This window comes from Nocardia flavorosea (assembly GCF_015477805.1).
GTDB classification, from domain to species: Bacteria; Actinomycetota; Actinomycetes; order Mycobacteriales; family Mycobacteriaceae; genus Nocardia; species Nocardia flavorosea_A.
The window spans coordinates 332833-354799 of record NZ_JADLQL010000005.1 but is presented as its reverse complement, the minus strand read 5'-3'; the positions used below and the strand labels follow the sequence as shown (position 1 = coordinate 354799).

The window sequence follows — 21967 nt, the reverse complement described above, 5'->3', positions numbered from 1 at the left end:
ATGAATGCGAGCCCTCCGGATGCATTGGTCCGCTACTTGCCAATGTCCGGCGAAGACTGGCGGCGGTTCCGTCCGCAGTCCGACGGGTACTGGCTCACCGTCTCTCTCGACCGTAATGGCGGGCTGGTGCCGATCGAACGAAAACCGCTCGGAATCTTCGGAGCGCGTCCTGCCGGGATCTTCTGGGTGAATGTCGCGGTCCACCACGCGTCGTTCGAGGTCGAGGTACCCAGCGCCGAGAACGCGCTCAGCTTCCTTGTCCAAACACATCTGTCCTGGCGGATCACCGATCCGATCGCGGCCATCCGAGACAATGTGCGCGCCGCCGAATTCGTGTACCGGCCGATTGTCGAGCAGAATCTCCGGGCGTTGTGCTGTCAATTCGAAATCGACAGATTCCTCGACGCCGAAGTGCAGATCAATTCCTTCTTTGCGGTGGGCACCATCGAATTGGGCCACGGACTGACACTGCTGGGCTGCCGGGTGCAACTACGACCTGATGCGGAGACTCTGGGCCACCTCCGCAATCGGACGCTGGATGAGCGGACCGCGGAGCGGCGTCGGGCGGAGCATCAGCACCTGCTCCGCGATATCGAACTCGAGTACTCGGAAAACGATGCCGGGCAAAGACTGAAGCTACAGTCGGCCAAGTTCGAGCACGAGGTCGCCGAGGTGAAGGGCCAGAACTACATTGTGCGCGAACAGCACCGGATGGAGCACTACCTGCGGGTGCTTCGGGAGGGTGATCTCGGCATGTTCGCGCTCCAGCTGGCCTCCCGGCGAGATGATGTCGGACAGGTGATCCAGCAGCTGGTCGTCCAGCACAATCTCAATAGACAGACCGCGCAGGAGATCATCACCGCGTTGCTCGACAAAGGCATGCTGAACAAGCGGGACGGCGATCAGCTGCTGGCAAAGGTCAATGCGCTGATCGAGAGCGCGACAACGACGAAGACCGTGGGCAGTGCCGCCCCGCTGCCGGACATCGAGCTGACCGCGTCGTCGATCATCACCGATCTCGCAACGCTCGACACCGCGGATTCGGAATCCGACGATCCGGAGGACGACGAGGACGAGGACGGAGACGACTGACGTTGTACCTCGTTGGATAGCGTGAGCCGTCCGCCACCGACGGCTCACACATTGATACCGGACAAGGAGGAGGCGATGAACCAGACCACGAACACGATCAGGCTCACCGAACTCCATCGCAGCGCCACTGCGAACCGCCGGTACTTTCTGCGTGCCACGTCGGCGAGAATCGCGGCCTCCCGCCATGCATGATCGGCGAGCGCCGCGGTACTCGGCCGCCGGTCGGTCGCGGCGGGAAAGCTCGGGAAGCTGAACCAGTTCCCCGGGCCGGCGCCGCGCAGATCCGGTTTCAGAGTGGCCGCCATGTACACCATGCACACCAGCAGAGATATCCCGAGGGCGATGCCGAGCACGGAGGAGAGCACGGCGGTGTGCGTGCGTCCGCCGGCGATCAGGCCCGTGAGCGCGAACCCGTTCGCGGTCAGCAGCAACCCGACTTTTGTATCGGTTGCGGCGATTATCCGGTTGACCTCGGAGATCGTACGAAGCGCCGTGGACAGATCCTGGGCCGCGCCGGGGCGCCGCATACGGAGTTTCCTTTGAGCCGATTTGGCTATCCCAAATGTCATGGATCCAGGCAAGCAGTGCAGCACAGGGGGTTCCACGTACAAGTACACATTCCGTGCCGTGACGGTCTGATGTGATCCCAGTGGTCGGTCCAGGGATTGTAAGATCCGGCGGCGGCAACTAGTGTCCGCCGCCGGATTCACGCGGCGGTAGGAGCGGGCGGTGCGTGCGAACTGCGCCGTCCCGATTTGCCTCGACTCCGATGTGATGATGGAATCCGGAGGGACAGGGTGGGACCGTTCGCGGATCGGTGCGCCGGAACAAGTACTGAGGCGACGACCGGTAAGGGGGGCCGAGTGAGCGAGCGCGAGGAGAAGCGGGCACGGAACGATCGGATGCGGGCCGAGATGGATGCCTTACTGGAGTCGTTCGAACAGCAGCGCGCACAGCTGGGAGAACTCCAGGCCCGGCTGGCGGCCACGACGGTGAGTGTGTGGTCGGCCGACAATATGGTCCGGATCGATAGCAATGTGGCCGGGATCCCGGTCGATGTGCACATCGATGCGGGGGCGTTCAAACGGACCACACCGGACAAGCTCGCCCGTTCCGTACTCGAGGCGGTGCACGCCGCGGCCCGGCAAGCCGGCGACGCCACGCAGCAGGCCATGGCGCCGCTCGAGGCGGAGGTCGGCGCGATGCCCGATCTCTCCGAGCTCATCCCCGGCGCACCCAGCATCCGGGACATGGTGTCGAGCTTCTCCGAACCTCCGCCGGCCACACCCCCACCGGCCACGCGGGAACTGACCGACGAAGAGGAAGACGAGTACTTCCGCAACCGTTCCTACCTGGATCCCGGCCGGTGACCGACGAGCGCACCGGGGAGGACATGCCGTGAGTGTCCTGGGCGTCGATCCGGACGGCCTCCGTAATACCGGACCGCGATTCGGTGCGGTGGCCGACGATATCACCAGCGCGGCAGAACAATTGCGTCGCGTGCTCGACACCGAGGGGCAGTGCTGGGGCACCGACCAGGTAGGTCAGGCGTTCGCCAAGCGCTACACACCCGACCCGGGACTGAAGGCCATACAGGACGTACGGGACGCGTTCACCAGGTATGGAGAAGATGTGGTGACCCTGGCCGACAATGTGGAGGCCCAGGATCAGATCATCTCCGGAAATCTGGGCTCGGCTGCGTCCTGATGGGTATCGAGATCCCGGACGAACTGCAATGGGTCGCCAAATGGGTTGTGGGGGCGGGGGATTGGCCGGAAGCCGACGAGACGGCCATACGGCGGATCGCCGATGCGTGGAACGGTATGGCGACGGCGCTCGAGGAGAGCTCCGGTGACGCGAACCACACCATGCAGGCCGCGCTGACCGCACTCCACTCGGGCGAATCGCATACCGCGCTCAGCGCGCACTGGGACTTGGTCGGCGGCAAGGACGACGCCGCGCTACCGAAGCTGATCGAGCATTGCCGATGGCTGGCCGACCAGGCCGATGACGGGGCGCTCGATATCGAGCACACCAAGCTGGCGATCATCACTGCCATGGTCCTGCTCGCCGCCGAACTGGTGGTGGCGGGGGTGACCGCATGGACCGGTGTAGGTGCGGTGGCCGGGGCCGCGGCACGGGTCGCCACTCAGGCCGGGATTCGCATAGCGATCCAGATGTTGATCAAGAGGCTGGCCACCGTGGTCGGAAAGGGCGCGCTTTTCGGAGTCCTCGAAGGCGGCGCCGGTGAACTGATCCCGCACCTGATCCAGTTCGCCTCGGGAGAACGGACGGGACTGGACGGCGAGGACTGGGCGGGGCTCAGGGGCAGCGCGATCGCCGGTGCGGTGGGTGGCGCCGTGGGCGGTGGTCTGGGATCCGGCGGGCTTGCCGCACCGTTGACCAACCAGGTGGGCTCCACCGTCGGGAAGACCGTCACCGAACTCGGTGTCGAGAGCGCGGCCGGGGTCGCCGGGAATGTCGCGGGGACCGTGGCCGTCGGTGGCGAATTGACTTTGGAGACCTTCACTTCCGGAGCCGCTGGTGGCGCCGCCGAGCGCGGGGCCTCCGCGGCGGGGGAAGCCGCGGGCACACATTCCGGCCAAGGCGCCCCCTCCGTCCCCGAGACCGGGAGCCCGGCCGATCCCGATCCGGGCAGCCCTGCATCAACCCCCTCGGAGTCCGGCGCTCCCGCGCAGCCGGACAACGGCGCACCAGGCGAGCAGACCGCGACACAGCCCGCCGCCACCGGGGCCGATCCGGACACCGGCTCCACTTCGAGTATCGAAGCCCCGAATTCCGCGCCGCAGAACGACTCCGCATCCACCACCTCGGCCAGTCCGGCATCGACTCCCGAAAGCACCCCCACTCCGACCGATTCCGGATCGGCACCCGAAAGTGCCGGGCCGGCACCAACTCCGGACAGCCAGGCCGCCCCGGGGGATACCTCCACCCCGTCCCCGCCCGACAGCCCGGCTTCGACCACGGACAGCACCTCACCGGGCAGTAGCCCCAACTCGTCACCCGACACGCCGGGCACTGCCCCCGACGTGCCCGGCACTGCCCCCGATAGACCCGACACCCCGACCTCCGACAGCCCCCCATCGGGCAGCAGCCCCGACCTCTCCTCTGATCCTCCCGGCACCACACCCGACACATCGGACACCCCGCAGACGGTCCTGCCCGACGGAACAGTGCCGGGTAGCAGCCTCAACCTGGCACCGGACCCACCCAGCCCCACGCCGGCCACCTCGGATGTCCCCTCCGCACCGACAACGGGCGACACCTCAACCCCGCACACCTCCGGCACTCCGACGAGCACCGACACCCCCGCCGTCACCAGCGCAGCGGCGACCACCACAACAACGGGCACCCCCGCCACCCCGACACTGTCCTCCACCACACCTCTCTCCGGCGCCCCCACTTCGCAGTCCACCGAGGGCAGCCATCGGCCGAACACCGCTGCGCCCACAGCCGAGGCCGCACCGGCGGGAGCGCCACGGACCACCACCGATCCGGTCCGCGGAATCCCCCCGGGCCGCGTACCCGAAGCACCGAGTGCCGGCCCCCCGCGCCCGGCCCGCGGCGACCTCGAACGTCCCGGCCAACCCGCCGACCGTCCCGCACACCGCCTCGAACCACCGCGAGAAGCGGCGGGCCTGAATCCCTTTCGCCGGTCGCGACCGGCCCCCGCGCCCGATGCCGGTCGATCGAGACCGTACGGGGACCGGGATGGTCCGAGGCCCGGTCACCGCTCCTGGGATGACCCGCCACCGCACCGACCTCCGGATGCCGGCACACCCGCACGCTCCGCCGAGCCCGCTGAATCTGTCCCGCTGCGGCCAACGGACGACTCCCTCACCCCGGTGACTCGTAACGAGACCTCGCCGCTGGAATCCCATCCGCCGGATCGTCGGGCCCTCACCTCGCACGAACTCGCCGCCGATCGCGCGAACATGATCAAAGCGATGCACAACTACATGCAGGAGACCAATCTCACCTTCGATGAAGTTCAACGGGCCGTGCGAGCCGGTGATCTCCTGATCGACCCGAACTGGAAAATTTTCCCCAGACTCCAGATCCAGGAAGTCGATGCGCTGCCGCCGCCGGACAACTTCGACGAAGCTTATTTGAACGCGGTTCTCGAGCATCACTACTCGCACAACCGCCGGGTCTCGCCCTACGACAGTATGGCCGACCCTACGTTCGAACCGGGCTGCCCGGGCAATGAGCTACCCGCTCATATCACCCGTGACATGCCGGCGGACGCACTGGCCGACGCTGTGGATCCGGTTGCCGACAACCTCTTTCTGAATCAAGAAGGCGACGACGCGGTCGTGTGGCGGGATCGCTCCGCCGGCGACGCCTTTCTGCGCCAGGAGAACGCGCTGTTCCGGATGGAAAGCAGAGGGCCGGCCGAAATCGGCGGCCTCGGGGGGTTCCACTGCCGCAGGCCGGGCGACCCCAACCTCGGGGCGCACACCGGCCAGGCCACCAACGGCGGTGGATGTGTCTCGTTCTCCAACAGTCCGGAACATGTGCTCCAGCGTGAAGACTCGCTGAGCGTCGATATGCACGGAGTCGAACAACTGCCCAACGGGTTGTATCGGCAGACGCGCTACATGTACGAGGCATACCATCCCTTCGGTGTCGACGTGGAGTCCTCGCATCGCGACACGGGCAATCCCAGTGGGCATCGGGAAGCGGAAGTTCTTGCACCGGGCGGACTTTCCTCCGACGTGATCTATCGCGTATGGACACGCGAAATCGTGTTCGACCCCGATAACTGGAACCAGATCGTCAGCGCGCGGGTACTACCACCCATCTACAACCCCAATTTCCGATACAGCGATCACCCGAATTTCACCTCACCGGACAATTCCTCCGCACCGCGGGCGAACCCCGCCCCCGCACCACAGCCGGCTACGACCCCGGACCCCGATCCGGGCCGGGCACCGGAAAACGAACCACCCTCGAACCCTTACCGAGCGCCCGACAGCAACAACGAACAACCTCGCCGCCGCTTCGCCACCGACCCGCGCCCCGGCGACCCCATCTGGGACCCAGCCGACATAGCAAACCTCCTCGGCAGGGACTCCGCGGAGAGCAACCCTGCGCTCCCGCCGCAATCCCGAGCGACGCCCGAGCCGGCGCAGCGGGACTCCGCCGGCCGCACCGACACCGATCCTCGAGCTCACGGATTCCCCCAAGGGCAGCCGGCTCCGGCACTGCACCAGGCACCCGCCACGAATACGGGCATACCGGGATCCCCCGCTACACGGACAGATAACGCTACGAACTCCGGCCCGGTCCGGGCACCGGAAAGCGTGCCGCCCGCCCCTGTTCCACACGCCCCGGAAAACGGTTCAGCACAGCCACCGGCGCCGCGCGGCGACACCAGGACTCACCCCGATCATCACGCCCCGCCGAATGCTCCCGCGCCCCGGTCGACGGAGGCGAGTCCAGGGCTTCGCACAACGACTCCGGGAACCCCGGCTGTACAACCAGGCAACGGCGGGGTCGCGAGTCCTCGTGGGAATGCCCCGGTCGCGGCCCCCCACCGCCCGCCGGAAGGTATCGCGCCCCACCCCGGCCACCGTGCGCCGGAGGGTAATTCACCGGCCCGGGCCGACCGACCGCAGACGGCCGGCCCGGCCCGTCCGCAAGACGGTCGAAGCCCCGTCGGCGATGGCCGACGCACCGACACGCCGGCGGCCCCCGCCCCCCGCCCACAGAATCCACCGAACCCCACGCGTGTTTTCCGCGAAGATTGCCGTCGGCTCCCGCCGGTCCAGGGGCGCGTAACACCGGTCGCGCCGGCGGCACGTCCACGGTCCGGGCCCGCGTACAGCGTCCGGCATGTCGATATCGCCGGGAATCCGCCCTGGCGGATCACCGTCGCCACGATCGCGGTCCATGTGAGCGCGCCCCCGGATGTGCCCCGCGCGGATGTGCATCGGGTGATGGAGTCCGTACAGACAACCGTCGACAGCACCTTCAACCGCGGCTACGAACTCCCGGGCGGCGAACGGATCCTGCTCGATATCGTCTACACCAGCGATCCGGCGGCCGCGAATATCCGGGTTTCCGTCGATCCCTGGCAGAACGGGCCGAGCATCTGGAATCCGCATCACGCGGATCCCGGCACTCTCGCCGGCTTCGTGCGCGACCAGTTGGGAATCGGCCCGAGCCGACCAGGGGATCCCGGCCTGAACACCGCGGACCTCCGCGTGATCGGCAACGATATCGCCACCGCGAATACCCGCGCCCCCTTCGCCGACCCTTCCCAGGGCCGAGTCTTCGCGGATGGATACCTCCGGCCTGTCGAACGCCCGGAATACCAGGCGGCCGTCGAGGACGCCCTGCGCAACGGGGACCACTTCCAGATGTTCGCCGACCCACGAACAAATCCCTACTTCTCGCGGATCAACGACGGCGGTACCAGCGTTCCCGGCCGCAACAACAATTGCGTCGAAAGCTGCATGGCTTTCCTCTCGTCGTTCTTCGGCCGGCCCCTGGTTGCCGCGCCGTGCTGGCGAGCCGAGCAACCCGATGCGCACGGGCGGGTGACGGCCGGCGAGGCGAACAGCCTGCGGCGCGCGGCAGCCTGGCTCGGTCAGGACCTGCGGTCCGGATTCGACCTCGGCAGCACCATCAACGAGCAATTCCGCGGACTGCACGATCAAGTCGCCCGCATGGGGCCGGGTGCCGCGGCGTTCGTCGTCAACCAATGGCATGCCCGTGAGCCCGCCACCAGAGAATTCCAGTACAGCCCCGACGGCCGGCCTGTCATCGACGGCAACCACGCCATCGCCATCGTCTACCCGCTCGGCGCCGACGGCCCGGTATGGGTGGACCCCCAGGGCAACCGCCTGGCCGAAGGCCCGCCGCAGGACCTGATCGCCGACTCGGCCGGCCTATGGTTCAACCTGATTCCCTCCCCGATAGGCGCACCCTATGCCGGCACCGTTCCAGACCGGAGCACAGGTGGAAGCCCACCTGGACCAGGCCCGGCCCGACCAGGGGTACTTCCCGGGGACCCCAGACCACCGATATCCGCAGAAGGAGGACGGAGCAGCGATCCCCCGCCGCCAGGGCAGGATCCTGGGCCGGCATCTGAACGACAGCACGCGCTCGAACATGTCCTGGCGGATCTGGAGCGCGACGGCGTCGAGGTCCGATCCGATGAGGAAGCCAACGCCTACCTCGACTTCTGCGCCCGGATGCAGGGCATCGCACCCGATCAGGTGCATGCGGTAAGCCTCGGCGAGGACCTGATCATGGTCCGGCGCGAGCACGCCTCGAACGTACGGGTTCTACGTGAAGAATGGATACACACCCGCCAGGCCGCCGCCGGTCAGGTCTCTACCGGGGCCGATGGGGGATCGGTCCTGGACAACGAAATCCGAGCACGGGAAATAATCTTGGAGAACCGGAGTACATGGTGCATCACGACCGAGGAGGTCGCTGAGATAGAAGAGGAGATAAGAATTATGCGTGAGAGAGGGCGATACTGATATGAGCACGGGGGAAGGGCCGCCAGAGGTCCCCGACTTCATCCGCAAAAAGCATCCCGAGATGCCTGCCGTCGTGCTGGCAATCCACCAGCACGACGCGAGCGAAGAAGTAAGTGCGACATGTTACAAATGCAAAGCAGTGCTGCGGGTGACCGACCTTCGTGAATTCGGCATACTCGAGGTTGAATGCGGTAACGGGTGCACACGCTACCGCCAGCGTACGCCCCCTGCGGATCCGTCAACGAAACCGACGTGAAAAATTTGAAGTCCGGAATGCGCTCTTGGTATCCGGTCCCAAAATCGAGTTCGTATCAGCGATAGGAGCACCCGATGCCGGCACAGTTCCAGACCGAGGACCAGGTGAAAACCCATCTGGCACAGATCCTCGAACCCGACCGGGAGTACCGGATCTACCAGATCGATCACGGGTGGGTGTGCTCCCCGATACCGACCCAGCACGAAACCTCGACCCAACAGGACGTCGGGATGCCGAAACTGGTGGTCGACGCGGAGAACGGAGCGATCTACGAGTACCCGAGCTGGTCGCTCGGAATGATCACCAGCAGCTTCCACACCTCCAAGGAGCAGGGCAGCCGACCCCAGGCCGTACAGATCTACCCCAGGCAACCCCCGCCCCCCGCATGGACCCCGGAACCACCCCGAACTCATCATCGCGCCCCCCAGGTGCATATCCAGAAAGAATGGGAGGAGGCCCTGTCAGTCGGGTACACGGTGACCTTCGACAACCCGTTCCTGGCCGGCAAGCTGTTCATGCTGGGGATCAACAAGCAGACCCGCCACGTCCAGCCAATGGGGGATTTCCAGCCCGGCGACCGGACACCGGAACAGGTGGCGGCGTGGATCACGCAGTACCGCCTCACCAACCGGGGGGCATGGCCCGACCGGGGGAGTTTCGACCAGTAGACCCGACACCCCCACCACCGCGGGCGCCGGCCGCGCGACCGAGCTCGGCTTTCTCGACAACCGCCGAGACGCCGAGCGTCAGCACGGTGAGGTCTCCTTCGACAGCTATCTCCCAACGGGGAGCCGGTGGTGCACCGCCCTGAACTCACTGACGAACCGGGTAGCGAACGGAGCCGATTCGAGGATCCCGACACCATGAATTGAACCGGTCCGCCACATTGCCAAGCCATTGCCGGAGACGAAACAAGGAAATCGACAGTGACACTGAAGCCGGTCGGACTGTACCGCGAGATGTACAAGCCCGGACGCCACCAGAAACTACCCTCGATATTCGACGCATTGACCAGCGGTGCCATAGGTGATCGTGAACGCATTGCGCAGTACATAGAATCCTCTCCAGGAGTCCTCGATGTCCTCGACGTAGTGACAGATGTGCTGAACAACACCGACAGAATCGCAAGCGCATCGTCTCTCATTTCCGATGGCGAGTGGATCTGGCGAGTCGATTCGGTTCATTACTTCGGTAAATACAATCTCGATGTTCCGGAAGAATTTCTCGAACATGTTCGCATAAGAAAATACGTCCCACCCAGCGACGTCACACTCTCACCGGAATTCGAGTCCGAGATGCTCGAGTACTTCTAGCGTCAAACAATACCTCGGACCTGGAAGGACTTACGCGCCGCCGAGTGTTCCACTACGTCAACCCGTAATGACCACAGTACAACCCATTGATCCGGAGGGGTTTTCATGACCGACGTTCGCATATTCAATCGGCTCGGAAGGCCCGCACTTCCACCGATATCGGAGAACGATCGAGCAACCGCACGCAGGAGTCCCGGGAAGTGGTTCTACTACGTGGATCCCGCGGTCAGTCGCGACGGACCGATCTTTCCGGAGAATGTGATGTCCGGACGGAAAGCCGATGACGCGGGAAACGTGAGCGAAGAATACTGGATGAACGACGGATTCATTCCCGCTCCGAGTACAGCGGGAATAAATTTCGCCAACGAATTCGAATTGATATTCTGGCGAACCATGAAGGGGTACTGCCGTGCCGGCGACTTCGTTCGCGGACTTTCCGGAGCGGAATTATTGGCAGTCGCGCTCGAAGATATGCCTGATAAGGCGCCTCTGAAATACGAGGGTGAAGAAAGAGTGCTCGAGGTATACACCTCGGCAAAGTTCCTACCCGCGGACACCAACCCCTTTCTTCGAATATCGCTGACCGGAATGTACATTCTGGAATACATCTGCCCCATTGAGAACACCGTCATCCATTTCAACCCCGGGGGCGCACCGAGCATGGGTTTGTGGGGCTCCATGATCCTCTCGCTGTGGAACGAACTCAAAGAAGTCGAAGCGCAGATCAAGGCGGACGAGGAACGGGGCATCGCATTCGATGTACCACCCGAACCCGGTCGCCCGAGGAGTATGTGAGTCCTCGGAATCACCGTGTTCGACCGCGGTATTGCGTGCTTGGTCGCCAGGACCTCCCGAAACTGCCCGGTCTCGTCGCGCATCGCGGAATCGGGCTCGACAGAAATCCGATTCGATCGGCAAACTGGTCCCGAGTATCCGCAACGGACGAATCCAAGGTGAGCCGAAACACGCTGTGGCGGAATCGGACCACTGCGTAAGCGATGGCGACGACGGGCCACGCAGTTGTCCCGTTCGGCCGGCAACCCCGGAGAGTGTCCGGGGCGATGCCAACGCCGGAGCAGGAGGCAGCGCGATGAGGTTCGACTCCCGGGCGGTGAGACGCTATGCGGCGAAATCGATGGTTGTCGCTGTCTGCACGTCCTCATCCTTGCGCGAGGTCGATACTCGTGGCGCGTGTCGGGTCGCTGGTCAACCGGCAGTGGTGGATATCCGCCGCAGGTGTCGTTTGGCTGTGCGGTCGCCGGCGTCGGCCATCCTGTGGACTTCAGCAATCCGGCCGAGCCGGATCAACTGCGTAATTCGTTCGGAGTGCGCGGAGGAACCGTGGTCGGGATCGCTTTCTGTGGCTTCCAGTTCAGCGAGCCCCCTTTCGTTCTCGCCGCGACGGAAGTGCAGTTGCGCCAGCCATAGGCGGGCGCCGGGGAACTCGACCGCTTGCGCGCGCAGGCGGTCGATGCTGTTGGTATGGACCAGATACTCCATGAGTGTCGTGAATGCGCGGTCGTCACCGCGGCGTGCCAGGAGTCGCAGGTCGTCGACGCGGTCTGAGTCCACCAGCATCTCGATCAACCGGATGAAAGCGCAGCGGTCGCCGTCGCCGAAGGCGAGTTCGCGTAACCGCCTCTCATCGGCGGCTGATTCGAGCCGGTCCATTGCCTGCGTGCAGGCCGATGTGGCCTCGGGTGTGCCGTGGACGTCGTATCGGTGGGCGGCACCGTAGTACGACCATCCTGCCCATAGGTCGGCTGTATCGGTGCGGTAGCGGCGCTGCATCATCGTCTTTCAACCTACCGACGCAGCGCATTGGCGGTCTACGATGGCGTCGCCTTTCACGCGAGGTTCGCCGTCGCCGGTCCCTTTGCGGATCATCGACTCGAACGGTTCGGTAAGGCGGGGTCGGGCGCTTACACGGCCTCTCGTCCGGAGAATGCGGTGAAGACCCGTACGGACGGCGGTCGTACCCGTGATAAGCGCCATTCCTGCGGCGATCGAGACAGCGAAAGAGTTCACGCGTGCGGTCGTCCCGAGGAGTGCTACCGGGACATCGCGTCCACCGCTCTGCCGACGCGATCGAGACTCGTAGCGTACCGTTCGTCGACGGACATCCGGCTCGTGACGACCTCCACGATTTTCTGGCCGATACTGTCGAGCTCTGCCAGGCTAGACAGTATGTCCGCCTTGCGCATTTGTGCGAAATCAAGCACAGCAGCTCCGGTCTGCCAGCCGTCGTTGGCCTGCTTCGCGGGCTCGATCTCGTCGAATTATTGTTCGAAACGGACACGCGAATCGTTGCTATCGGTGGAGATAGCCGTCCCGGCCTGGCGGGCCGATTCGGGATCGATGCAGATTTCGCCCATGGTGAATCCCGTTCTGTCAGGAACGGCCGGTACACGGATGGTATTCGGCCGAGATCGGTTCCTCGGAACCCGGATCGACCAGCGCGGACCCGATAAGCAGCGCGTAACCGACGGTGACTACGAATGCGAGGCCGGCCATGATAATGGCCGGTACTTTGATGGCAATCGATTCGAACCGGAGGACCGACACAACGAACACGATCGCCGCGGCTCCCGCGACAAGTAATAGGAGTGTGGCGGACCAGTTGAAAACCATTGCCGCCATCGGCACGTCGATATCCCGTGCGCAATGCGAAGCGAGCAGAGCTTCCTTTCGCTCGTCCAGTTTTCCGTCTGCTGCAACGAGCAGAGGTACAGCAGCGATGAAGCCCGCAACAACGACTGCGGCAGATGGCAGGGCGAGGCGTTTCAACTACCAGGTCTCCTTCGGGCGGATGACGCGAACGTTCTGGGTGCCGCCATCCTGGTTGGAGAATCCCATCCGGTTGGTCAAGCTCAAGTCCTTGCCGTTGGTGGTGTGCTGGGAATACAAGACATCCCCGTTGGGCACCACTGCGGTGACCACCGCAGTGTGGTGGGCTTCACCGGCGTTGTAGTCGCCGACCTCCTGCGTGTGTTCCCAATAGAGCACGTCGCCCGGTCTCACGCCGCCCAAACCGACATCCTCCGCGCCGTTCTCCAGAAAGAGGTTCTTCTGCTTTCCGCATTGAACCACGTGTCGGTGTAGCTCAGGCCTTGCAGGGAGCCCGGACCCGGAGGATCGAAGTCGATTCCAGCCGTTCGGCTCCAGTCAGCACGGCGAGTGGCGGGCCGATCGCGATGGCGAATCCGAGCGTGATCACGGTTGTATTACCCCGCCGGGCTCTGGACCTCTTAGCCTTACACAAGGAGAATGACGACCTCTGGTCGCAACGAACTGCACTGGTGGCGGAGGAACGGATATACCTCGTACGACACAACTGCGGACCTACACGATCCGGGACGGGCTGCTCGAGGAGTGAGCGGGAAAGTGGCGGGATCTGGTGGTGCCGTTGCGGCTCGAGCTCGGTTTCGAGATCGGGGCTGCTTGGCTCGACCGCGAACGCAGCCAGTTCATCTGGCTGATCTCCTACGAGGGTGAGGATACCTTCGAGGAAGCGAACGAACGCTACTGGGCCTCGCCGAAGCGGGAGGCGCTCGGGCTCGATCCGGCGCAGTACCTTGTCGGCCGGGAGGACAGGGTGGTCGATCCGGTTCAGTGAGCCGGAAGCAGGTGCGCCGAACGTTCTTGGGCGTCAGTGCTCGATATGCTCGGTCCCGGAGTTCGTTCAGGTCGACGTCGACCGGCCGGATGCGCGCCGTGCCGTCGAAGGATGCGGTGATCACGTGGTCTGCGGAGGGCATCCACTCGACATCGGTGATCCGGTCCCGGTGGAAGCCGATGACTCCGATCTTGCGGTAGGTCTGGGCATCCCAAAGACGGACAGTGCGGTCGCATGGAGCGATGGTTGCGTTATACGTCACTTTGGATGTATTTCGCCTATGCTGCAGCGCTGTTCGAGGGTTATCAGTCGCCGCTGAACCAGAGGTAGCCGTGCTCGCGTATCGCAAGCTCCGCGGCATGGCGCAGCGATGAAATAGTCGCTCTTTCGTCTTCGTTCTTCGGTTCGAAATAGTTCAACTCCTCCAGCAATAATTGCAGCTGATACGAGTTGAACATGGTATCCGCATATTTATGGATCCCCTGCATCATCGGTCTCATGGGGTCCCGGAGAACCATTTCGGGAAGTGTCGAACCGGCTGGGCCGGTTACCGTTTCGATCGGCTGGTGTACCTGGTTTTGCACGATAATGTCTATTCCCATTTCACTCCTACTTTACCGGGAACATATTGACAACCGTTCCCCATCGGTCGGTGATTACTTTGTATCGGGTTGTCGGCTGTCCACCGGATTCCGGTGACAGATTTCCGACGGGGCGGCCGGCGTCTACAACTCTTTCATAATTGCCATAATCGTTGGGTCCACGTGCCGGTACATCATCAGCAGCGTCGATCAGTTCATCCAGGTCGGTGTCGTCAGGGAAAGTGCTCTTTTGCCCGGTCGCAGCGCTTCCGCCTTCCACATGTTTTCCTCGGACGTATGTTTCGGATGCGTCGGTGAGTCCTCCGAGTGGAATCTCCGGGGCTGCCGGTAGATCTTCGTATCGGGTCTCACTGGTTTGGCCGCCGATCGGTTCGCCATCGATGTTCGCCCGACTGAGGATGATCGCAGCGAGGCTGGTGGTGATCTGGTTGAGGTCAGGAAGTGCATCGAAGGCAGTGATAGCGGTGGCCGCTGCCGCGAGGCCCAGCAGACTCCAGAGTCTGCTGGCACGGTAGATACGGCTGATCGCCAGGGCGGTATCACCGGCGAGCGCGACGACGCCGCCCGCGCCGGCTGCCAGGCTACCGCCGACGGTGAGCCAGGAAACAGCGACCGCGGCGGCGATGATGATGCCCGACTCGACCAGGAAGGTTGTGGTTTCGCTGCTTATCTGTCGACTGGTTGCCTCGGTGTTGGTGCGGTATTCACCGATGGGTGCGGCCATCACCTGTGCAGCGCCCGTGAGGCTCTCGGCGGCTGTTTTCATTATGGCGAAGTCGTTGGCGATGCCTTGCCTGGTCAGCGGTTCGTCTATGTTGGTGAGCAGGTCCGCGATGGCGGAGATGCGGGCGGCGGCGCCGGTAACGGCTTCATGGTTGCCGAATGTCTTCCATGCGGTTTCAGCGGCGGCGAGTTTGCCGAGGTCGCCGTTGGGAAGTTTCCCGAACTCGGCGGTCACCTTGTCGAGGAGACTGTCGAAGAATTCTGCGGCTCCGCCCTCGTGTCCCAGTCCGTTGCCGTTGTCGGCGACCGAACTGGGGATTCGCACCGAGTGGACCGTGACATCGGCGAGGTGGGGCCGGTCGGGGTTGCTTTTGTTGGCGATGCCGTGGTTGTAGCCGGTGGCGTAGAGCAGGTAGCCGAAGTTGGTGAGGGCGTCGGCGAGGTTGGTGCAGGTTTGCAGGACCGTGCGGGCGTGCTCGTCGTAGGTTTCGCCCCATTGTTTGCAGCCGGGGGCGTCGCCGGCCATGCCGGCGCATTGCCCTTTGATGGCATCGTGGACGGGTTTGTCGGCGGTTCGGAGTTCAGCGGCGAGGTCGTGGCATTTCTTGGCGGCGTCGTAGTAGGTCTGCCAGTTCACGTACACAGTGATCTCACCTGTTGCCGAACATCGTGCGGTTCAACTCGATCGCGCGGGTGTAACGGTCGTGGGCGGCGCGCGCCGCGTCGCTGATGTCGGCGAGTCCGGTGCCGAATTCGCGGGCGCCTACGGCCCAGAGTCGGTGGGCGTCGCGGTAGGCGTTCGCAGCTAGTGTTTCCCACGTTCCGTCGAGGGTGGCGACCTTGTCGTCGATGAGGTCGAGTTGTTCGGTGAGGTAGCCGGCCAGGTTCGACAGACGAGCGACCAGTTGGTCGAGGCGTTCGAGGTCTACGGTGAATTCGGGATTGTTCACAGGTTCAAGCTCGGGAACTGCTGGGAGTTGTTGTCGTCGGTGGTTTCGTAGGTGCCGGCCTGTACTCCGAGTTCGGCGGCCATGCCTTCGAGGGCTTGGAGGATTTTGATGCCACCGTCACGAAGTTCGGTCCAGCCGCCGCTGAATTCGTCGGAGGCGTCGCCGCGCCACCCGTCGCTGAGCAGGGCGTCGACTTCGCCGCTGGTCGAATCGAGACCTGATCGCAGGTTCCGAGCGATATCGGCTACGAACTGTCCGACCGCCCGGACTTCGTCGGGTATCACCGTGACGTTGGCTGGTTGGCTCGGATTTCCCCCGGAATCGACCATGCGTGGAAGATTACCAGCGCCGTCTGCCGTGCCCAACAGTCTCGGCTGACGCCTCCTGGCTCGACCACGAACGCAGCCAGTTCTTCTGGCTGATCCCCACGCGGAGTTGGTCCGGGTCGACATCGACCGGCCGGATACGCGCTGTACTGCCGAAGGGAGGGGCTGCCGCATGGATAGGTGACACTGTCACCCGACCGTGCAGCGGCCCCCTTGCGGACGGAGAGGGTGTGATGATCGACCAGAGTGGCATGACCGAGGCTAATGGGAACTGTAGTCCTGTGTACCACGTCTGCCTTCCGCTCAGCGACGGAAATCCTCTTTACCTGGGAAGGCTGCTCCATGTTTTGGCGATCGAGGGGTACTTGGGCCTTTTCGCTTCCAGTACCAGAGAACGTGCCGTCGACTTCCGAAACTGGGATACCTTCGGCCGAATTCCGATCCCTTATCCGTCTCTAACCGAGCAGAATGAGGTCGCGGAGTGGATCCGGCAGGTTCCGGGGGTAAAAGTGCGCACAGTGCGTTTCAATGACCTGGCGAACGAACGTCGCCAAGCCCTAATCACCGCTGCCGTTACCGGCCAGTTCGACGTCTCCACAGCTTCAGGCAGAAACACCACCCAGGGGGTATGACCACAATGAGCCCGGTCCACCACGAGAACGTCTTCGGCGACGCCATTGTCGCCTCCATGCTGGAATCCGGCTGGCGGCAGGGTAACCCGCACGAGTACCGCGCGGAGCTCGGCGTGGACGCGGGCGAATTGTTCGCCTTCATCGGCGCGACCCAGTTGCCGGCGTGGACGGATCTGTGCACCTATTACGGCGGGGACCTCAGCGTCGAATACGACGACGACAACCAGAGCGATGCCCAGCGCGGCTTCCTGAAGGTTCTCGAGCAGCAGCTCAACGGCAAGGGGCTCATCGAGGTGTTGCGGTCGGGCGTGAAGGATCACGGCGTTCGGATCCACCTCGCCTACTTTAAACCGAACCTGGTCACCTCCGAGGAAGCTCTCACCGACTACCGCGCCAACCGCCTCACCGTGGTCCGTGAACTCCCGTACGCCACCAAGCACACTGATCAGCGCCACCGTCTCGATCTTGCCCTGCTGCTCAACGGGATCCCCGTCGCCACCGCCGAACTCAAGAACCCGCTGACCGGCCAGACCGTCGAGCACGCCAAGAAGCAGTACCGCGAAGAACGCGACCCCACCGAACTCATCTTCCGTAACCGGGTGGTCGCCAATTTCGCCGTCGACCCGAATCTCGTCTTCGTCACCACCCAACTGCGCGGCAAGAACACCCGGTTCCTCCCGCTCAACACCGGTTCGGAAGGTCCGGGCCGGCCCGGCGGCGCCGGCAACCCGCCAGCCACCGGCGAGCACACCTACGCCACGTCCTACCTGTGGGAGCAGATCTGGCATCCGGACAACTGGCTGGACATGCTGGAACGCTTCATTCACACGAGCACAATCAAGGGTCCGTCGGGCAAATCCACCCGCAGCACGATCTTCCCCCGCTACCACCAGTGGGATGCCGTCAAGAAGCTCACGGCGCACGCCGCGACGCACGGCGCGGGCCACAACTATCTCGTAATGGCCTCGGCCGGTTCGGGTAAGTCGAACACCATCGGCTGGCTCGCGCACCGCCTCACCGATCTGCACACCCCCACCGACCCGGACGAACTCGACCCGGCCGCCCGCGAAGCGGGATTGCAGCCGGGAACACCGGTGTTCGACAAGGTCATCATCATCACCGACCGTCGCAACTTGAACTCCCAGCTCAGCGATACCGTCGGCGGTTTCGAGCGGGTGCACGGTCTGGTGGTGGATATCGACGAGAAGCGCGGTTCGAAATCCGCCCAGCTCGCCGAGGCCCTGTCCAAACACCAGGGCAAGATCATTCCGATCACCTTGCAGACCTTCCCGGCGCTCATCGACTTCCTGCGGAAGAACCCCGCCGAACTGCTGGGTGGCCGGTTCGCCATCATCGTCGACGAAGCGCATTCCTCACAGTCCGGCGATGCCGCGACCGCCGTCCGGGCGGTGCTGCGCGATTTCGGCCTGGACTCCGATGACGAGGAGGGCGGCGCGGTCGAACTCACCCTCGACCAGCGGCTCGAACGCAAAGCCGAGGCCCGGGGGCACGCGAAGAACCTCTCCTATTTCGCGTTCACCGCGACCCCGAAAGCGAAAACCCTGGAAGCGTTCGGTACCCGCGAAGGCGACCGCTACGTCCCCTTCCACACCTACTCCATGCGGCAGGCCATCGAGGAAGGCTTCATCCTCGACCCGCTGCGCAACTACGTCACCTACAAGACCTACTGGCGGCTCGTGAACGAGAACCCCGACGACCGGGAAGTTCCCGAAACGAAGGCCCGGGGGCTGCTCGCCCGGTTCGCGGTGACCCACCCCGCGACGGTCAAACAGCAAGCCGAGGTGATCACCGAGCATTTCGTCGGGCACACTCGTCCGCTGCTGGGTGGTCGTGCGAAAGCCATGGTCGTCACCGACTCCCGGCGCAGCGCCGTCGCCATGGCACGGGCCATCCGGGAACATCTCGAGATCAGCGGGTACGCCGACACGTATCCGGATGTCGGCGTGCTCGTGGCATTCTCGGGAACCCTCGACTACGAGGGCGAGGAGACCAGCGAGGAGAAGGAGAACGGGCTCAGCGAAGCCGAACTGCCCGCGGCCTTCGCCTATACCCGCGCCGACGATATCGCGACCCGCTCCGGCGGGAAGGGGCAGCGGGAGTACCGGATCCTGGTGGTCGCGGAGAAATACCAGACCGGGTTCGACCAGCCGCTGCTCACCACCATGTATGTGAACAAGAAGCTGAAGGGCATCGCCGCCGTCCAGACCCTGTCGCGGCTCAACCGCACCCATGAGCGCAAGGGGCAGGACGATCTGGTGGTTCTGGACTTCGTCAACGACGGCGAAGACATCCAGAACTCGTTCCGGCCGTACTACGAACTGGCCGAGGCGATGCCCACGGATCCCAACCTGCTTTACCTCGCCCAGGATCGGGTACTGGCCGCGCCGATCCTGCTCTCCCACGAAATGCGGTCCTTCGCCGACGCCTACACCCAGGCCGAGGAGAAAGCCGCCGGCTCCGCCACCGCCTGGCAGAAGCTGCACGCCGACCTCTACCGGCACCTCGAACCCGCCAAAACGCGGTTCGCCACGCTCCTGCACAGCGATAACCCCGACGACCACGACACCGCCGAGGAATTCCGCTCGAACCTGCGCGATTACGTGCGCAAATACGGGTTCCTCGCGCAGATCGTGCCGTACCGGGACGTCGAACTCGAAATGCTGCACCTGTTCGGCAAGCATCTGCTGAACGTGCTGCCGCGGCTGGCGGACGGCGGCGTCGATATCGGGGAGATCGACCTCAGCTTTCTGCGGGTGCAGAAAATGGGTGAACAGGACATCAGCCTGGCAGCCGAGGGCGCCCAGACCCTGCCCGGCTTCGGGGACGGCTCCGGCGGGGTGCAGGAACCCGAAAAATCGCTGCTGTCGGAACTCATCTCGGCGTTCAACGACCGGTTCGGCACCGAATTCACCGAAGCGGACGTGGCCAAACAGTTCCAGGAGACCGTCGAGGACGAGGGTGTTCAGCTGGCCGCCGTCGGGAACGAGAACCAGGAGGATTTCCAGGGAAAGTTCGCCGAGGTCTTCAAGAAGAAGATGATCGAGAACTACACCACCCAGCAGAAACTCGGCAACCGCTACTTCAGCAAATCCGATCCCGAGTTCAAGGAAACCTTGAACAAACAACTCGGCCGCGCTGCATGGCGGCTGCTGCGGAAGCAACATGGCATCGGCGGAGCAGCCTGAACCACGAACGGACCGCGCTCGCACAGTGCGGTGAACGACAGCAGGGGACGATATGGGGAAACTGATCGCCGAACGGTACGAGCTGACCCAGCCGATCAGCTCCGGCGGCATGGGTTCGGTCTGGCGCGGCTACGACAGCGTGCTCGACCGGCCGGTCGCGATCAAACGCATCCGGGTCGACCAGGTGGACACCGGCGAAGAAGCAGAAGAATTCGCCGAACGCTTCCGCCGGGAAGCCAGGGTAACCGCACGGATACGCCACCACGGGGTGCCGCAGGTATTCGACGCCGGACTCGACGCCTCATTCGAGCACGTCTTCCTCGTGATGGAACTGATCGACGGTGTTCCGCTGCTCGACTACATCGAGCCGGGATCCGGGCTGCCGATATCGTGGGTAGCCTCGGTCGCGGCCCAGATCGCGACCGTCCTCTCCCACGCGCACTCCCTCCCCGTGGTTCACCGCGACCTCAAACCCGCCAATGTGCTCATCACCCGCGACGGCTCGGTGAAAGTCATCGACTTCGGCATCGCCGCGATCCTCGACCGCAACGCCCGCAAGCTCACCCAAACCGGCGCGGCGATCGGCACCCTGCGCTACATGTCGCCGGAAGCGATGCACGGCCACGTGGTGACCCCGCGCGCCGACCTCTACGCCCTCGGCTGCCTGATCCACGAGATGATCAGTGGCACGCCGGTATTCGACAACGATTCGCCCTACCTCGTGCAACAGGCGCATATGGACGAGCCGCCCACTCCCCTGCGTGAACTCCGTCCCGAGGTGCCGCCCGAATTCGAGCGGCTGATCCTCGACCTGCTCGAGAAGGAGCCCCAGCGGCGGCCGGCCGACGCCTACACCGTGTACGAACGTCTCCTGCCGTTCCTGCCGCTTCCGGGAGCCGATCTCGAACCTGCCGCGACATACCTGCCGGGGCTACCCGATCCGACGCGGATATTCCGCCGCCCCAACGCCCCGTTGGAAACGGCGCAGGTCGAACCAACCCGGACCCATACGCTCGACGTTCCGCCCACCGCCCCGCTCACCGCGGCACACCTCGACACCGCGGTAGCCAAAGCCCGCAACCGCTACTCGGAGCTCTTCGAACTCCAACGCTTCGCCCAGGCCGCCGACGCGCTCGCCGCGGTCCTCGAACAGGCCGCCGAAGCGCGCGGTGTGGACAACGCCGATGTCCTGGAACTGCGCCGTCAAATGGCCGCCGCCTGGGCGCTCGGCGGCGAGTACCGGCGAGCCCGCACCGAACTGGAGGCGCTGGCCGAGGCATACCGCCGGGTCGAGGGCAGATTCAGCGAGTCGGCATGGGAGGCGCGGGCCGCGGCCGTGCAATGCCAGATGCAGCTCGGCGATATCGACGGCGGGCTCACCGCCATGCGTACCCTCATCGCCGAAGTCGCCGCAGCCGACAGCGACAGCAGCGAACTCGCCCTGGACCTCCGCTTCGACCTCGCCGAACTTCTCGCCGCCACCGGCGACGCTGCCGGCGCGCTCGAGCTCCTCGAACCGTTGTACTCCGACCTCTGCGTCCTCCGTGGCACAGACGACGAACTGACCAAGGGCGTCGCCGAACGGATCGGCGAGCTGCGGAACCCCTACCCGGATGATGGTCGCGCTGCAATAGCGGACTGACAGACACATCCCTACCGCGAACCTGCGGGCAGAAGGGCCCTGGAATCCAAGCGCAGTTCCGGGGCCCTTCCCATGCGCAGAGCGCTATTTCT

Annotated in this window: 19 protein-coding genes and 1 pseudogene; 11 read left to right on the top strand and 9 right to left on the bottom strand. The window is 64.3% G+C overall.

Translation table 11 applies throughout. The annotated features are described in order from the left end of the window. The first annotated feature begins 42 nt into the window (after positions 1-42). Complete coding sequence (locus tag IU448_RS23235; RefSeq protein ID WP_195057772.1) at positions 43-1092, top strand: hypothetical protein; 1050 nt, start codon at positions 43-45, stop codon at positions 1090-1092. Between the two features lie 44 nt (positions 1093-1136). Here the strand turns inward: IU448_RS23235 and IU448_RS23230 are convergent, their stop codons facing one another. After that, on the bottom strand, positions 1137-1619 hold the full coding sequence (locus IU448_RS23230; protein WP_195057771.1) for a hypothetical protein: 483 nt from the start codon (positions 1617-1619) through the stop codon (positions 1137-1139). A 336-nt stretch (positions 1620-1955) separates the two neighbouring features. Between IU448_RS23230 and IU448_RS23225 the strand changes: the two genes are divergently transcribed. The 6 genes from IU448_RS23225 (at position 1956) to IU448_RS23200 (ending at position 10973) form a co-directional block, all read left to right on the top strand. Beyond that, positions 1956-2462, top strand: coding sequence for a YbaB/EbfC family nucleoid-associated protein (locus IU448_RS23225; RefSeq protein WP_280459136.1), 507 nt, complete (start codon positions 1956-1958; stop codon positions 2460-2462). Positions 2463-2490: 28 nt separating this feature from the next. Continuing rightward, complete coding sequence (locus tag IU448_RS23220) at positions 2491-2799, top strand: WXG100 family type VII secretion target (RefSeq protein ID WP_195057770.1); 309 nt, start codon at positions 2491-2493, stop codon at positions 2797-2799. Beyond that, positions 2799-8609, top strand: a complete 5811-nt coding sequence (locus IU448_RS23215) for a toxin glutamine deamidase domain-containing protein (RefSeq protein WP_195057769.1) — start codon at positions 2799-2801, stop codon at positions 8607-8609. The genes IU448_RS23220 and IU448_RS23215 overlap by 1 nt, the downstream gene beginning before the upstream one ends. A gap of 330 nt (positions 8610-8939) precedes the next feature. After that, on the top strand, positions 8940-9533 hold the full coding sequence (locus tag IU448_RS23210; RefSeq protein ID WP_195057768.1) for a hypothetical protein: 594 nt from the start codon (positions 8940-8942) through the stop codon (positions 9531-9533). 258 nt (positions 9534-9791) lie between these two features. Then, positions 9792-10178 (top strand): hypothetical protein, encoded by a 387-nt coding sequence (locus IU448_RS23205; RefSeq protein WP_195057767.1) that lies wholly within the window; start codon positions 9792-9794, stop codon positions 10176-10178. Positions 10179-10391: 213 nt separating this feature from the next. Continuing rightward, entirely contained in the window at positions 10392-10973 is a 582-nt protein-coding gene (locus tag IU448_RS23200; RefSeq protein WP_195057766.1) for a hypothetical protein, read from the top strand. 411 nt (positions 10974-11384) lie between these two features. Here the strand turns inward: IU448_RS23200 and IU448_RS23195 are convergent, their stop codons facing one another. From IU448_RS23195 to IU448_RS23185, 3 genes are all read right to left on the bottom strand, one after another. Next, positions 11385-11972: a hypothetical protein gene (locus IU448_RS23195; RefSeq protein ID WP_195057765.1), complete on the bottom strand. Its 588-nt coding sequence runs from the start codon at positions 11970-11972 to the stop codon at positions 11385-11387. Positions 11973-12569: 597 nt separating this feature from the next. Next, positions 12570-12965: a hypothetical protein gene (locus tag IU448_RS23190; RefSeq protein WP_195057764.1), complete on the bottom strand. Its 396-nt coding sequence runs from the start codon at positions 12963-12965 to the stop codon at positions 12570-12572. After that, complete coding sequence (locus IU448_RS23185) at positions 12966-13208, bottom strand: amidase domain-containing protein (protein ID WP_195057763.1); 243 nt, start codon at positions 13206-13208, stop codon at positions 12966-12968. 370 nt (positions 13209-13578) lie between these two features. Between IU448_RS23185 and IU448_RS23180 the strand changes: the two genes are divergently transcribed. Beyond that, entirely contained in the window at positions 13579-13794 is a 216-nt protein-coding gene (locus tag IU448_RS23180) for an NIPSNAP family containing protein (RefSeq protein ID WP_228813942.1), read from the top strand. Positions 13795-13894: 100 nt separating this feature from the next. On the opposite strand, the pseudogene IU448_RS29795 reads toward IU448_RS23180, so the two are convergent. The 5 genes and pseudogenes from IU448_RS29795 to IU448_RS23160 form a co-directional block, all read right to left on the bottom strand. Beyond that, positions 13895-14155 (bottom strand): annotated as a pseudogene (locus tag IU448_RS29795) (hypothetical protein); the annotation flags it as partial. After that, on the bottom strand, positions 14100-14396 hold the full coding sequence (locus IU448_RS23175) for a hypothetical protein (protein ID WP_195057762.1): 297 nt from the start codon (positions 14394-14396) through the stop codon (positions 14100-14102). The pseudogene IU448_RS29795 and the gene IU448_RS23175, both read right to left, overlap by 56 nt. A gap of 7 nt (positions 14397-14403) precedes the next feature. Further along, positions 14404-15756 carry a hypothetical protein gene (locus IU448_RS23170; RefSeq protein ID WP_195057761.1) on the bottom strand — a complete coding sequence of 451 codons (1353 nt, stop codon included), beginning with the start codon at positions 15754-15756 and terminating at the stop codon, positions 14404-14406. Between the two features lie 13 nt (positions 15757-15769). Further along, the gene (locus IU448_RS23165; protein WP_195057760.1) at positions 15770-16069 is read right to left on the bottom strand and encodes a WXG100 family type VII secretion target; all 300 of its coding nucleotides are present in this window, start codon (positions 16067-16069) and stop codon (positions 15770-15772) included. Continuing rightward, a complete protein-coding gene (locus tag IU448_RS23160; protein ID WP_228813940.1) occupies positions 16066-16398 on the bottom strand; it encodes a WXG100 family type VII secretion target in 333 nt (110 codons plus the stop codon). Before IU448_RS23160 ends, IU448_RS23165 begins: the two co-directional genes overlap by 4 nt. Positions 16399-16625: 227 nt before the next feature. Between IU448_RS23160 and IU448_RS23155 the strand changes: the two genes are divergently transcribed. From IU448_RS23155 to IU448_RS23145, 3 genes are read left to right on the top strand one after another with little or no spacing between them, the layout of a single operon-like run. Then, positions 16626-17027, top strand: a complete 402-nt coding sequence (locus IU448_RS23155; RefSeq protein ID WP_195057975.1) for a restriction endonuclease subunit S — start codon at positions 16626-16628, stop codon at positions 17025-17027. Then, positions 17024-20233, top strand: coding sequence for a type I restriction endonuclease subunit R (locus tag IU448_RS23150; RefSeq protein ID WP_228813938.1), 3210 nt, complete (start codon positions 17024-17026; stop codon positions 20231-20233). The genes IU448_RS23155 and IU448_RS23150 overlap by 4 nt, the downstream gene beginning before the upstream one ends. A gap of 52 nt (positions 20234-20285) precedes the next feature. After that, positions 20286-21875 carry a serine/threonine-protein kinase gene (locus IU448_RS23145; RefSeq protein WP_195057759.1) on the top strand — a complete coding sequence of 530 codons (1590 nt, stop codon included), beginning with the start codon at positions 20286-20288 and terminating at the stop codon, positions 21873-21875. Positions 21876-21967 lie beyond the last annotated feature (92 nt).